Origin of the sequence: Streptomyces sp. NPDC007971, from assembly GCF_042958635.1 — a bacterium.
Taxonomy (GTDB): domain Bacteria; phylum Actinomycetota; class Actinomycetes; order Streptomycetales; family Streptomycetaceae; genus Streptomyces.
Map to the genome: position 1 here is coordinate 134276 of NZ_JBIBJK010000019.1, position 13542 is coordinate 147817.

The following is a 13542-nucleotide window of genomic DNA, read 5'->3' on the forward strand; positions in this document are numbered from 1 at the left end:
GACACCCCGACCACGACGACTCGCGAGCCGGCCTTTTCCGTCCGGGCTGAAAAGAGAACCCATGCTGATGTCCTCTCTGCTCGGGGTCGTCGACCCGCCGCAGCTCCTCCCGGCGCGTGAGCAGATGGCCTTCACCCTGGGCTTCCACATCATCATCGTGCCCTTCGGAGTCGCGTTCACCTTCATGATGCTGATCTGCCACTTCCGCGCATTGCGGTACGGCGATCAGCAGGCATTGCTCCTGGCGCAACGCTGGTCGCGGGTGGCTGCCGTACTGTTCGCGGTCGGGGCCGTCTCGGGCACTGTTCTGACGTTCGAGCTGGGTCTGCTCTGGCCCGGGCTGATGGGTGCGTACGGCGCGGCGTTCGGGTTTCCCTTCGCCATCGAGGGACTGTTCTTCTTCCTCGAGGCCATCTTCATGGCCATCTACATCTACGGCTGGAGAAGGCTGCCGCCGTGGCCGCATTTCTTCACCGGCGTGGTGGTCACGCTGTCCGGCGTCGGCGGGACGGCGGCCGTCATCGCGGCGAACAGCTGGATGAACCAGCCGGGGGGCTTCGCTGTCAGCAATGGACGCGTGAGCGAGGTGGTGCCGTCCAAGGTCTTCTTCAACGGCGCCTTCTGGTGGGAGATGGTGCACATGCTGCTCGCGGCGTACATCGTCGCGGGCTTCATGGTCGCCGGGGTATACGCCTGGGGTCTGCTCAAGGGGCGTCAGGACCGTTACCACCGACTGGGCTTTCTGGTGCCCTTCACCGTGGCGTCGATCGCCATGCCGCTCCAGTTCCTGGTGGGTGACACGATCGCCCGCCAGGTGTTCGACCGGGAACCGGCCAAGTTCGCCGCCGTCGAACTCGTTCCGTCCACCGCCGACCACGTCCCGGAGACACTCGGCGGTGTCATCGTCAACGGAGCGGTACGCTTCGGCCTTCCCCTTCCCGATGCGGCATCACTGCTGGCCGGTTTCAGGCCGTCCACCACGATCCGTGGCCTCGACGCCATCCCCGCGGCGGTGCGTCCCGACGACGCGGTGGTCAATGTCGTGCATCTGGCCTTCGACGTCATGGTGGGAACCGCCTCGCTGCTGCTCCTGCTGTCCCTGTGGTTCGCGTGGTTCTGGTGGCGGCGGCGCGAGGTGCCCGCGAACCGCTGGTTCCTGCGCGGTGCCGGCGTGGCCGGGCTGGTCGCCCTGGCCTCCTTGGAGAGCGGATGGGTGGTGACCGAGGTCGGCCGCCAGCCCTGGACCGTCGTGGGCGTTCTGCTGACCCGGGACGCGGTGGCCACCCAGGGCAACCTGTGGCCGTTGTTCGCAAGCGTCCTGGCCATCTACCTGTGCGTCGGCATCGGCGCACTCCTCGTCCTGCGCACCATGCGCAGAAAGTGGTCCGAACACGACCCCGAGACCGTCGCGGTGCCGTACGGACCTTATCCGGCGTCGACGGAACACGCGGACGGAGCCGACCGCCGGTGAGCACCCTGATCGCCGCCATCCTGTTCATCGGCGTCATCGCCTACGCCCTCTTCGGCGGGGCGGACTACGGTGCCGGCTTCTGGGACCTGACGGCCGGCGGCCCCGAACGGGGGCGCCACACACGCGAGCTGATCAATCTCTCCCTGAGCCCGGTGTGGGAGGCCAACCACACGTGGCTCATCTTCTGTCTCGTCACGCTCTGGACGGGCTTCCCGCAAGCCTTCGCCGCGATCACCACGACGCTCTACATTCCGTTGGGCCTGGCGGCATTGGGCATCGTCACCAGAGGAGCGGGGTTCGCCTTCCGCCACGCACTGCCCGAGGGCCGGGCGGAACAACTGACCGGTACTGTTTTTGCCTGTTCCTCGGTGCTCACGCCGTTCTTCTTCGGCACCGTGGCCGGCGGCATCGCCTCCGGCCGCGTGCCCACGGACGGCCACGGTGACCCCCTGTCGAGCTGGGTCAACCCGACATCCGTCCTCGGCGGTGTCCTCGCCGTCGTGGTCTGCGCGTATCTCGCGGCCGTCTTCCTCACGGGACAGGCACAGCGCCGTGGGGACGAGCCGTTGGAGAAGGCGTTCCGCGAGCGGGCCTTCGCAGCGGCCGTCGCAGCCGGACTGGTGGCCGTGGCGGGAGTCTTCGTGCTGCACTCGGACTCGCCGCGCCTGTTCCACCAGCTGGCCACGGTGGGCGCACCGCTCCTGGCCGTCTCCGCCGTCTGCGGTCTCACCGCACTCCTGCTGCTGCGCAGGGCCCGCACCGTCCTCGTACGCGGCATGGCCGTGATCGCGATCGCCACTGTCGTCGCAGGGTGGGGCGTGGCGCAGTACCCCTACCTCCTGGGCACCCATCTGGTCATCCAACAGGCGGGGGCTCCGTCGGCCACCTTGTGGGTGCTGGTGGTGATCTCCTGCGTCGCGGCCGCACTGATCGCCCCCTCGCTGCTGGTGCTATACGTCCTGCAACTGCGCCGGAAGCTCGGCTGAGCGGGCCCCTGCTTCGGACCAGTAAGTTCTCGCCGGGGCTGATGTCATGATCGACGTCGCGTACTTCCCGCACAGAGCGCGGCAGAGGCACCTCGCGGAACTCCCCCGCCTTGCGGTGCTTCAGCTTCGCCGGCTTGTGCGTGTTGGAGTGGATCTGCTCGTGCACCCGGCGCACCGCGACCGCCCGGTGCGCATCCGGCCGTCTGGCGTCGCCCGTCGGACCGTCGCGCTGACGGTGCTCACCGTCCGCGTGCGTGGGCGCCGATTCCCTGGCGCGCTCCAGGAGGACCGCCACGACCTGTCTGCGGCTGGAGTGGTCCTCTTCGAAGCCCTGGTCGGCGGCCACTGCGGCCACCGTGGCCGCGGTCGCGCCACCCAGCACGCCCGCGACCCACGCGACGAGCAGCAGCCACGCCTCGATCAGATCACTGGTCCGCCGCAGCGGGCTGCGCCGCCACCGTCACAGGCTCCTGCGGAGCGTCCCGCGCCGTCCCCACCTCATCGCCATGGACGGACCCCCCTACGAGCACCAGCACTCTTCCGTGGTGTTGGCCCGAACCGTAAGGAAGCCGGCCGCTGCTCGAAAGACCTGGGCAGCGGTTATCGCTGCGGCCTGCCCATCTCCGCGGTGAAGAGCACCGCGGCTCTTTGACGCCTCCTTGGCGGTCTCCGTCCGACGTGAACCCAGGTCCGACCTGCCTGCCGTGGATGCCGTGAACCGTACGCAAGGCCCTCGCCTTCGACCGGCGGCTCGTATGCGCCGGTTACCGGCAGTCCACCCTCATCGGCGCCAAGACCCTCGCCATCACAGGGGTCGCCACCGCGATCGCCCTCCACACCGCACTCGCCATCCTGTTCTTCTGGCGGCCTACGGGGCCCGGTTGGTTCGCCGTACTCGCAGGATTCGCGATCATCGCCTTCACCTACGGCGCCTTCGCCTCCTCCTCGGCGTCCTGGCCGAACGAGACCTGGGAGGCTTCTTCCTCATTCGCCACCTACCACATCGATATGGTCGTGGACGAGCATGACAGGATCGCCCCCGTCTACCACCTTGACGGCAGGCAGTCGCCCCGCTGCCCCGCCTGCCGGAGCCATCAGATCCACGTTGCGCGGCGAGGTTGAGTGCGCCCGCCGGGCTAGCCGATCGCGTCAGCCGCAATGACCTGCTCCGTCCAAATGATCTTGCCGGTCTTCGTATGACGAGTGCCCCACCGGTGGGCCATCTGGGCAACGATCAGCAGGCCCCGTCCCCCCTCGTCGGTGGTCCGCGCGTGACGCAGGCGGGGCGAGGTGCTGCTGGCGTCGGAGACCTCACAAATCAGGCCGCGATCCCGGATGAGCCGCAGGCAGACCGGTCCGGTCGCATGGCGGATCGCGTTGGTCACCAGTTCACTGACGATGAGCTCCGTGGTGAACGTCAGCTCGGGAATGCCCCACTCCGTCAGCTTTTGAGACGCGAGGTCGCGCGCGTGCGCGACGGCAGCCGGATCGCTGGGCAGGTTCCAGGAGGCGACGCGGTCTGGGGCCAGGACACGGGTCCGGGCGAGGAGCAGGGCCGCGTCGTCGGCAGGCGGACCCGTCAACAGGCTGTCGATGACTCGCTGGCCGGTCTCCGCCAGGGTCGGCAGGGGCGCCGCGAGGGCATCGCCCAGCCGGGAGAGCCCGACGTCGATGTCCCGGTCGACGGACTCGATGAGGCCGTCGGTGTAGAGGGCGATGAGGCTGCCGTCTTCCAGCTCGGTCTCGATGGACTCGAACGGGAGGTAGCCGAGGCCGAGTGGCGGTCCGGCGGGCAGGTCCAGAATGTCGGCGGAGCCGTCGGGAGCGACGATCATCGGGGGGAGGTGACCGGCCCGAGCCATGGTGCACCGCCTGCTGACCGGGTCGTAGACGGCGTACAGGCAGGTGGCACCCAGGAATGCGGTGCCCGTCGCCTCGCCCTCGGCCGCCGATTGAGTATCAAGGTCGTGCGCCCCCATGAGGCCGATGACCAGGTCGTCAAGATGGGCCAGCAGTTCGTCCGGAGACAGGTCGAGGTCGGCGAGCGTGCGCACCGCGACGCGCAGGCGCCCCATGGTCGCCGCCGCGTTGATGCCGTGCCCGGCCACGTCCCCGACGACCAGGGCGACACGTGCTCCGGAGAGCGGGATCACGTCGAACCAGTCGCCGCCCACACCGCCGGGGGCATCCGCCGGGAGGTACCACGAGGCCACCGCGAGAGCGGACCCTCCCGTCAGGTCCTGCGGCAACAGGTAGCGCTGCATGGAACGGGCCGCCGTGCGCTCACGGGTGAAACGGCGTGCGTTGTCGATGCACACCGCCGCGCGGGAGACGAGTTCCTCGGCCAGGCGGACGTCGTCGTCCTCGAAGGGGCCCAGCCGCCGGGACCGGGCGAACGTCGCCACCCCCAGGGTGACGCCGCGCGCCCGCACGGGGACCACCATGACCGAGCGGAAGTCGTACTCCAGGAACGAGGCGCCCAGCGCCTCGTCCACGGTCACCCACGGACTGCTGGTGCGGTCCAGGACCCGTTCGACCAGGGTCCTGCTCTCGAGCAGACAGCGGGTCACCGGCGTCGCGGGCGCACGTCGGACTGTCTCCCCCACGGCCAGTGACGCCTCGGGGCAGCCCTCGCGGACCGACTGCTGGGCCGCACGGCGGATGACGGGCGCCATGCCGACCGGCCCGGGCGTCGGCTCCTCGCCTCTCATGACCGAGTCCAGCAGGTCGACGGCGACGAAGTCGGCGACGGCCGGCACCGCGTCGTCGGCCAGTTCCTGCGCGGTCCGCGGCACGTCCAGGGTGCTGCCGATACGGGTGGCGGCGTCGTTGAGCAGGGCCAGCCGCTCCTGAGCCCGCCATCGCTCGGTGACGTCGATGATCATGTACCAGATGCCGACGTTCCGGTCGTGGCGGTCCTTCATCGCGAAGAAGGAGGCGGAGATCGCGCGGCTGCGGTCGTACACCGTGTAGCCGGCGCCGCGGTACTCGAAGTCCATCACCGGCGCGCCGGTCCGGAGAACCTCGCGCATCTTCTCCTCGAAGGCGTCGGCCTCGGCTTGCGGCAGGATCTCCGCCATCCGCCGCCCCAGCCGTCGTTTGAGGGGGATCTGGCGGTCCAGTGGCTCATTCACCCAGACGTACCGCAGATCCGTGTCGAGGACGGCGATGCCGACCGGTGCGTGGCTGAGGAAGGGGGTGAGCATCAGCTGGCTCACCCCGCCGCCGGGCATCCGCCAGAAGGCCCGTTTCGGAGGCCGCCCGACGAACCTGCCGAAGATCAGTGCCGCGACCGTGGCGACCAGGACGCCCGGAATCATCTCGTAGATGCCCGACCAGAAGGGGCCGTGCAGCGGCTTGACCACACGCCACAGGAGCACCGTGACTGCGCCGGACACGATCCCGGCCATGGCCCCCGCCCAGGTCATGCGCGGCCAGTACAGCGAGAGCAGGACCACCGGGCCGAAAGCGGCCCCGAAGCCCGCCCAGGCGTAGCCCACGATCCCTAGCAGCCCGCCGCCCCTCAGCGCAATCACGGAGGCCACTAGGGTCACGGCGACGACGGCGGCACGACCTACCCATACCAGTGCCTCGTCCGAGGCGCGCCGCTTGAGGAACGCGTGGTAGAAGTCCTCCGTGAGTGCGACGGACGACACGAGGAGCTGGCTGTCCGCGGTCGAGATGATCGCGGCGAGCACCGCGATCAGCATCACACCGGCGCCCCACGGACTGAACAGGGTCCGGCTCAGAGCGATGTATACCGTCTGCGGGTCATGGAGTGGTGTGCCGAACTGCGCGATGCCCAGCAGGCCGACCACTGTGGCACCGGCCAGCACCACGACCACCCACCCGGTCTCGATACGACGGGCCGCGGGTACGGCACTGGTGTTGCGGATGCCCATGAAGCGGGCCAGGATGTGCGGCTGCCCGAAATAGCCGAGGCCCCACGAGAGCAACGAGATGATCGAGACGGCGCCGAGCGACCCGCCGCCTCCCAACCACCGTCCGTTCACGAAGTCGACCTTGGCACCCATGTCCAGCAGGCTGGGCGTCGTGCTGTTGAGGGAGTCACGAAGCGCACCGAAGCCGCCGCGCGTCGCAATACCTACGACGGGGAGGACGAGCAGGGCGAGGAACATCAGCGTGGCCTGCATGACGTGGGTCAGGCTCACGGCCAGGAAGCCGCCCAGACATGAGTAGACGACGATCACCAGGGCGGTCAGGGCCACCCCGAGCCGGAAACCGGCGCCGAAGATGTGCCCGAAAAGCAGCCCGCCGGCCACCAGTCCACTGGCGACGTACACGGTGAAGAACACAAGGGTCACCGCCGCCGAGACCATCCGGAGCATCCGTGTGCGGTCCTCGAACCGCTCCTCCAGGTAGGCCGACAGGCTCACCGCGTTCCCGGCGCGCTCCGTGTAGGTGCGCAGCCTCGGCGCCACGAACAACCAGTTGAGGTACGTACCGAGCACAAGGCCGACCGCGATCCAGCTGGCGCCGACCCCGGCCGCGTACACCGCTCCGGGGAAGGCGAGGAACAGCCAGCCGGACATGTCGCTGGCCCCTGCGGACAGGGCGGCGACGAACCCGGGGAGCCTGCGGCCGCCCAGGGCGAAGTCGGCGAAAGTGTGCGTACGGCGGTAGGCCCAGACACCTGTTCCGATCATGACGGCCACGTACACAAGGAACGTGGCCACGATCGGCGCACTCAAGTCGGACATACTGCCTCGCCTGCGAGGTTCATGAGCACGGGCCTACAACCGCACGACTGACAGTCGTGATCCCTATTGCACAAATGTACAGATTCCGGTCGCCGTCGGCGGCCGGTGCCGCCCGCGCCGGTGCCGGCACGAGCACGCACGGGATCGTCGCCGGCGACCGCTACACCCGACCAGATGCAGTTTCTCAACGGGTGAGTACTGGGCCTGCCGGCAGGCGGCCCCCCCATCTCGGCCTCCCGGGAGGCCGAGATGCAGCATCCAGCCCGTCTTGGACGCTTGCGTAGGTGGCGTCCTCGGTCTCCAGAAGGAGACGAGCACAATGATCGATCATGTTTTCCTGACGGTGAGCGACAGAGAACGCTCAGTGAAGTTCTACAGCCAGGCGCTGAAGCCGCTGGGCATGCGCCACGTGTTCGACTTCGACGGCTCAACCGCCCCGGAGTGGGTCGGCGACCTCGCAGGGTTCGGCACCGACACGGCCTTCACGTTCTGGCTGCGCGAAGGCGACAGCCAGGGACGCGCCGCGCACGTCGGCTTCACCGCGCCCTTGAGAGAGGTCGTCGACGCGGAATACACGGCGGCCATGGCAGCGGGGGCGACCGACAACGGTGCACCCGGGGAGCGCCCCTACTTCGCTTCCGGGTACTACGCGGCCAACGTCCTCGACCCCGATGGGTACAGCCTCCAGTTCACCTACCACGGGCAGCCCTGACCTGGAGGTTTTCCGCGGGCCCGCGTGGACGGCGATGGTCCGGCCCGCCCCCGCTTCACGGCGACGGCACCAGCACTGGCGGGAGAAGGCCGATGACTCGCCCTTGGCGGCGTTCGGGCGCCCATAGGCAGTGCCCTCATCCCGGAATTCCAGTGGGGGGCGGCGCCACCGACCCGAGCCAACCGCAGCTGGGCCGTTCCCCCCGGCGAGTCCGCCGGCTACGCCCCGCCCGCGACGCGCGCACGGGCATGCACACGTCGCGGGCCACTGCATGGGGCGCGCGAGTGGATAGCGCGGGTGCCGGTGCAGCGGTCAGATCGCGGGACTCATCGACTCAGCCGCCGCTCTTACGCCTGAACGACCGCTGGCTCGCGGCCGGGCCATGCGACGCACGCACCTTCGACGCATCCGGGTTGGCGGCAACATCGGCGGCGTCCGTCTGCGCACCACGCTTGCGCGCCAGGGCTTCGCGGAACTTGCGCTTGAGGTCGTAGTTGCCGTCGCTGTCCGGCGCCAGAGGGGACGTCTCGGGGGCAGGCGGCTCCGAACCTTCCGTAGATACGGGCTCTGCGGTCATGGTGACCTCCTGGGTTCGGGGGTGGGCAAGCACAGCTTGTCATGCCGGGCGCAGTGCTAGGCGCCGGCAACGTCATCCTGCTCCGTTACGGCGGGTGTACCTCTCGTGGCCAAGGCGTTCACTTCGTAGGTGAGGCGCACAGGACGGCTTCGGGCCGAGCCGAGGGTTGTCGAAACCGTGGCCAGGCTGCCAGGGCAATGGCTCTCAGCCGTTGCGACGCACGGGGGCGGCCTTGCGGGGCCTCGCCGCACCTGGCATAACCGCGCGCCGCTGGTGCCGATCGCCCCTGTGTACGGGTGCTGGCAGCGGGTCGGCCTGGAACAACCGTTCTCCTTGAAGAACGGCCCCACCCCACGGGCGGGCTGTCGAGCCACGCATCAAGCCGTACGAGCGGGGAGCCGGGCGAGTTGGCCCTTGCCACGGGTGCAGGTGAGCAAGCCGGACGTCATCTGGCCCAATGCTGGCCATTTGCTGACCCGGACGCGACGATCAGGGCTCTGACCTGCGGAAACACCCAAACGCTAGATCTTGGAAGGGCTGCTCGGGGTCGGCGTCACTCCCCGGGCCACCCCTTCGTACGACCGAGCACAGCGCACGCAACGGCTCCCAAGGGTCCCCGTGATGATCACCACAGTGATGCCTCGCTTCCCGACCCTCGGTTCGACCAAGATCCCTCTCGGACCGTCGGCGGCGAAACTTGGACGCCGATCGCCGGTCAGCGGAGCCGGCGATTGTTCTGACGACCTGCCGAACATGGTTGATGAGGCGGGTGGCGATGTCGATGTCGATGTCGATGATTCGCCGCCGCAGGCGCTCGTCGCTATCACCCGCAGCTGCCAAGCCCCGGGATACACTGCTCCGCTCCACTCTGGCTGGAGGTCATCCGAGTGTCGACTGGCGCCTTGAGCCCCACCCGCAGGTGCCCTCCGACGGTGGCGGGCCGCATCCTCCGGAACCAGCCGGCGAGGGGGACCAACTGTAAGCCGTCATTCAGTTGGTGAGCCGGCGGAGGCATATGCGGGTCGCGGCGACGGCGGTGAAGGCGAGGAAGTGTTCTTCACCCTGTTCCACCAGTTCAAACGCCTCGCGGTCCGCCGGGGACGACGTATCGAACTCCGCGACTCCTGCCCCTCGTTGGCTTGCAGCGGCATCCGCTGGAGACGCTTCAACAAGACCGGATCATGATTGCGTTACGCGCTCGTAGAAAAGCATTTGAGCGAGGCGGTGCCCCGCTGCTACTTTCGCGGTGGACCGTGAAGTCGTCGTATGGAGGTGAGCCCCGTGAACACAGTTACCCGTGGGTGCTCCCTCAACCCGTCACGGTCCGGCGGCTGACGTTCGGTGTCGCCAGGAGCGCCTGAGATCGAGGCACTCCTGGAGGGAGACTCCGATGAACACGAAGCCTTTCCCATCTGGCCTGAGCGAGAACGCTGTGATGATCACGCGCGTCGCGGACAGGCAATGGCATGCACTGGATGACGACCTGGTGGTCGGCCGCGGGCATGCGGAGCACCGGCCCGACGGACGCTTGTTCGTCAGCATCGACGCCTGGCACGACGCCACCTTCGACCGGCTCGCCGAGGCGATGCTGGCGGAACTGCCGGCGCCGCTGTACACGGTGGTCGACGAAGCCGACGTCGAGCTGACGGCGGGCTGGCGGCGGGCCGGTTTTACGATCCGGCGCCGCGAGTGGGAGTACACCGTGCCGACCGACCCGCAGATCACAGGGCTCGAAGCAGTCCTGCCGCCTTCGGGCGTGACGATCGTGCCCGCCGGTCAGGCGGACGAGAGTCTGCTGCGGGCGGTGGACCGCGCGATCCGTGACGAAGTCGAGGCGACCGTCGGGTGGCAGTCGATGCCTGCGGAGGTGATTCCCCGCCCCGGAGGCGACACCATCGTCGACCCGTCGAAGTACACGGTGGCCGCGGGGCCGGACCACTACCTGGGTCTGATCCGGGTGGTGACGGTGAACCGGCCGCGCATCGGACTGCTCGCGGTCCGGGCCGGCGAGCAGCGCCGCGGCATCGCGCGGGCGCTGCTGGCTCACGCGCTCGGGACGCTGCACCGCTCGGGGTTCGACGCGGCCTGGACCGAAGTCCACGAGTCCAACCAAGCAGCCTCGGCGCTGTTCAAGGACATCGGCGCCCGGCCGATGAGCAGCAACCTGGAGTTGGTGCGATGACGAAGAACAAGAACGTCATCGAAGTCGAGGGCAAGGTCGTCGAGTGCCTGCGCAGCGCCATGTTCACCGTGGAGCTCGAGAACGGCCACCAGGTGCTCGCGCACATCAGCGGGAAGATCCGCAAGAACTACATCAAGATCATGCTGGAGGACCGGGTGCTGGTGGAGCTCCCGCCGTACGACCTGACGCGCGGCCGGATCGTGTTCCGGTACCGGAACTAGCGGCGTCCGGCACCTTCCGCATCAGCTGATCCCGGGGCCCCGGTCACGGCGTTTCCGTGACGGGGGCCCCGATGGCGGCTCGCACGGCCCCGGCGGCCGCCACTTCAGCCGCCGCCGGCAGGTCTGGTCCACCGTCACCACCGCAGGCACGCCCCCAGGTCCCCGCCACGGCGGTCACCAGGTCGGCAAGCTGGGGCACCTCCGCGCCCCATGCCGACCATGCGCCGACCCGAGCGGCCCAATCATGCCTCCGATCTGCACAAATACCCAGATTCCAGGTCTTGGACCTGAACATGGTACGAAGCACGAAGAAGCTCGCGATTCGTCCGCCCTCTGCCCGCTTTTTCAGGTCAAGGGCGGCCTTCGAAGCACCCAACGAGTCGCATGTCCGGTCAGCCGTCGCCAGGTGTTCCAGCACTCACACGGGTGCATCGCCGGCTTCGGTGACGCATCATCAGGCGGCTGCGTGGCAGTGCCCGCTCGCAGTGGCCGTGTTGGTAGCGCCACCCTCATGACCAGCAGAGCTGTCGCCGAACCGGGCGCCGCACAAGGCCCGCTGCAGCTTGCCGATCGCTACCGCGCGGAAGCCGCGGCCGGAGTCCGGGCGAGCTCTGCCGGCGCGCGCGACAACCTCAAGGCACCTGAAGACAGTGGCCGATTGATGGATCCAGCCTCACAGCTTGAGCACAAATTACATACATCCCCCTCTTCATACTGGCCCCCATGGTCTAGATTGACCGTGCTTCAGCTGTTCGGGCATGAGGCGACCATTAATGATCTATAAGTCCGGCGCCATGTAGAGCCAGCAGTCGCGTCCCCGGCGCCAGACGTGGGGTGATCGATTCCGGGAGCCCGGGAGGGGGCCTTGGGTGTGGGAAGCACCCGAGGTTTCGACGGGTTGCCGCGCACCTCGGGAGTCTGGCAGGACATGCGCGTCCGCTGCCGCCACGGCGGGTTGTTCAGGCAGCTTTGGCATGGCCGGGATGTCATGCACGGGACAGCACTGCGCGGGAGGCGGGGGCCTCCCGAGGGGAGGAACGGAGCCGGGGGCGGGGGCCTCCCGAGGGGAGGAACAGAGCGGGGGGCGGGGGCCTCCCGGGGGGAGAAACAGTGTGGGGCGAACACGCGAGCCACTGGGGACCTGGGGGGTTCTGTGCGGCAAGGGGGACTAGTCAGCCCGTTTTCGTCGGAGCGCGGGAGTCTGGCGAACGGGGCGATCTGCCAGCCCGCGATCGAATGGGAGCAGCGGTACCGCCGTACCGTGATCATCAGCGATACCGTGGCCACCGCCTTCGTGGTGGCGGCGATCGGCAACTTCTTCGGGGCCCGGGACGCGGCCAACTGGCACGAGAAATGGGGAATTCTCGCATTCGGCACCGAGCTGCTGGTGCTGGGGGCGCTTGCGGTGAGCCGGTCATGGGCTCCTGCCGTGCTCGGTCAGGGCGCCGAGGAATTCCGCCGGCTCGGACGCTCACTGTTCACGGCGACCGTCGTACTGGCACTCGGCGGGATCGCCCTCACCTCGCGCAACATCAAACTCTGGATCTTCGTCGCGATCCCCGCGATCGCGCTCGTCACGATGACCGCGCGGTATCTGCTGCGCCTGTGGCTGCACAAACAGCGCAAGGAAGGCCGGTGCCTGAGACCGGTGCTCGCCGCCGGGAGCCTGGTCACCATGCGCGACCTGATCACCCGGACCCGCAAGTTCCCGCACCTCGGCTGGCGGGTGGACGCGGTGTGCACGACGGACGGTCTCGGGCCCGACGGTGACCAACTGGACGGCGTGCCGGTCGTCGGCCGCCTGATGGACGTCGCGGGCCACGTCCACCGTGACGGCTACCGGGTCGTCGCGGTCACACCGGACCCGCACTGGTCACCGGACCGGCTGCAGCGGCTGGCCTGGAACCTCGAGGGCAGCGACGCCGAGATGGTCGTGGCCCCCGTCCTGATGGAGGTGGCCGGCCCCCGGCTGCACGTCGACGCGGTGCTCGGGATCCCGCTGCTGCGGGTCAGCATGCCGACCTTCACCGGAGGCCGTCGGGCGGTCAAAGGGGTCGTCGACCGGATGGGCGCAGCGATCCTGCTGATGCTGTTCGCGCCGCTGATGGTGTGCGTCGGGCTGCTCGTGCTGGTGGACAGCCGGGGAGGGGCGTTCTACCGGCAGCGCAGGGTCGGCAAGGACGGCCGCGAGTTCACCATTCTCAAGTTCCGCACCATGGTCGCCGGGGCCGACAGGGTGCGTGCCGAGCTGGCCGGCCTCAACGAGGGCGCGGGCCCGCTGTTCAAGCTCCGCAGGGATCCGCGGGTGACCCGGGTGGGAGCAGTGCTGCGCCGGTACTCGATCGACGAGCTACCGCAGCTTTTCAACGTGCTCACCGGATCGATGTCGCTCGTCGGTCCGCGGCCTCCGTTACCGGAGGAGTCCGCCGCGTACGGCCCGGACATCCGGCGGCGGCTGCTGGTCAAGCCCGGACTCACCGGTCTGTGGCAGATCAGCGGACGCAGCGACCTGTCGTGGGAGGAGGCGGTCCGGCTGGACCTGCGGTACGTGGAGGACTGGTCGCTCGCCCTGGACACAGTGATCTTGTGGAAGACGCTGCGTGCGGTGGTCTACGGGCAGGGGGCCTATTGATGCGCGGCGGTGGTCGTCCGGCCGACGCGCGGACCGCAGG

The 13542-nt window shown here is 68.8% G+C and carries 8 protein-coding genes; 6 read left to right on the plus strand and 2 right to left on the minus strand.

The genetic code is table 11. From position 1 onward, the window contains the following. Nucleotides 1–61 precede the first annotated feature (61 nt). Both ACFZCP_RS33675 and ACFZCP_RS33680 read left to right on the plus strand, forming a co-directional pair. Nucleotides 62–1471 (plus strand): cytochrome ubiquinol oxidase subunit I, encoded by a 1410-nt coding sequence (locus tag ACFZCP_RS33675; RefSeq protein ID WP_391434925.1) that lies wholly within the window; start codon nt 62–64, stop codon nt 1469–1471. Further along, nucleotides 1468–2457 (plus strand): cytochrome d ubiquinol oxidase subunit II, encoded by a 990-nt coding sequence (locus ACFZCP_RS33680; RefSeq protein ID WP_391434928.1) that lies wholly within the window; start codon nt 1468–1470, stop codon nt 2455–2457. The genes ACFZCP_RS33675 and ACFZCP_RS33680 overlap by 4 nt, the downstream gene beginning before the upstream one ends. 1136 nt (nt 2458–3593) lie before the next feature. On the opposite strand, the gene putP is transcribed toward ACFZCP_RS33680, so the two are convergent. Beyond that, nucleotides 3594–7178 carry a sodium/proline symporter PutP gene (putP, locus tag ACFZCP_RS33685; RefSeq protein ID WP_391434931.1) on the minus strand — a complete coding sequence of 1195 codons (3585 nt, stop codon included), beginning with the start codon at nt 7176–7178 and terminating at the stop codon, nt 3594–3596. A gap of 319 nt (nt 7179–7497) precedes the next feature. Here putP and ACFZCP_RS33690 point away from each other — a divergent pair, with 319 nt between their 5' ends. Beyond that, a complete protein-coding gene (locus ACFZCP_RS33690; protein ID WP_391434934.1) occupies nt 7498–7890 on the plus strand; it encodes a VOC family protein in 393 nt (130 codons plus the stop codon). Nucleotides 7891–8224: 334 nt separating this feature from the next. Here the strand turns inward: ACFZCP_RS33690 and ACFZCP_RS33695 are convergent, their stop codons facing one another. After that, a complete protein-coding gene (locus ACFZCP_RS33695; protein ID WP_390982267.1) occupies nt 8225–8467 on the minus strand; it encodes a DUF5302 family protein in 243 nt (80 codons plus the stop codon). 1390 nt (nt 8468–9857) lie between these two features. Here ACFZCP_RS33695 and ACFZCP_RS33700 point away from each other — a divergent pair. The 3 genes from ACFZCP_RS33700 to ACFZCP_RS33710 all read left to right on the plus strand — a co-directional run bounded on the left by ACFZCP_RS33700 (nt 9858) and on the right by ACFZCP_RS33710 (nt 13502). Further along, on the plus strand, nt 9858–10649 hold the full coding sequence (locus tag ACFZCP_RS33700; RefSeq protein WP_391434938.1) for a GNAT family N-acetyltransferase: 792 nt from the start codon (nt 9858–9860) through the stop codon (nt 10647–10649). Then, nucleotides 10646–10870, plus strand: coding sequence for a translation initiation factor IF-1 (gene infA / locus ACFZCP_RS33705; protein ID WP_010981942.1), 225 nt, complete (start codon nt 10646–10648; stop codon nt 10868–10870). The genes ACFZCP_RS33700 and infA overlap by 4 nt, the downstream gene beginning before the upstream one ends. A 1153-nt stretch (nt 10871–12023) precedes the next feature. Beyond that, on the plus strand, nt 12024–13502 hold the full coding sequence (locus tag ACFZCP_RS33710) for an exopolysaccharide biosynthesis polyprenyl glycosylphosphotransferase (RefSeq protein WP_391434943.1): 1479 nt from the start codon (nt 12024–12026) through the stop codon (nt 13500–13502). Nucleotides 13503–13542: the final 40 nt, after the last annotated feature.

Bases quoted from the DNA above. Each gene is read 5' to 3' on its own strand.
- infA (WP_010981942.1), top strand. From the start codon at position 10,646: ATGACGAAGAACAAGAACGTCATCGAAGTCGAGGGCAAGGTCGTCGAG.
- ACFZCP_RS33675 (WP_391434925.1), top strand. From the start codon at position 62: ATGCTGATGTCCTCTCTGCTCGGGGTCGTCGACCCGCCGCAGCTCCTC.
- ACFZCP_RS33690 (WP_391434934.1), top strand. From the start codon at position 7,498: ATGATCGATCATGTTTTCCTGACGGTGAGCGACAGAGAACGCTCAGTG.
- ACFZCP_RS33695 (WP_390982267.1), bottom strand. From the start codon at position 8,467: ATGACCGCAGAGCCCGTATCTACGGAAGGTTCGGAGCCGCCTGCCCCC.
- ACFZCP_RS33700 (WP_391434938.1), top strand. From the start codon at position 9,858: ATGAACACGAAGCCTTTCCCATCTGGCCTGAGCGAGAACGCTGTGATG.
- putP (WP_391434931.1), bottom strand. From the start codon at position 7,178: ATGTCCGACTTGAGTGCGCCGATCGTGGCCACGTTCCTTGTGTACGTG.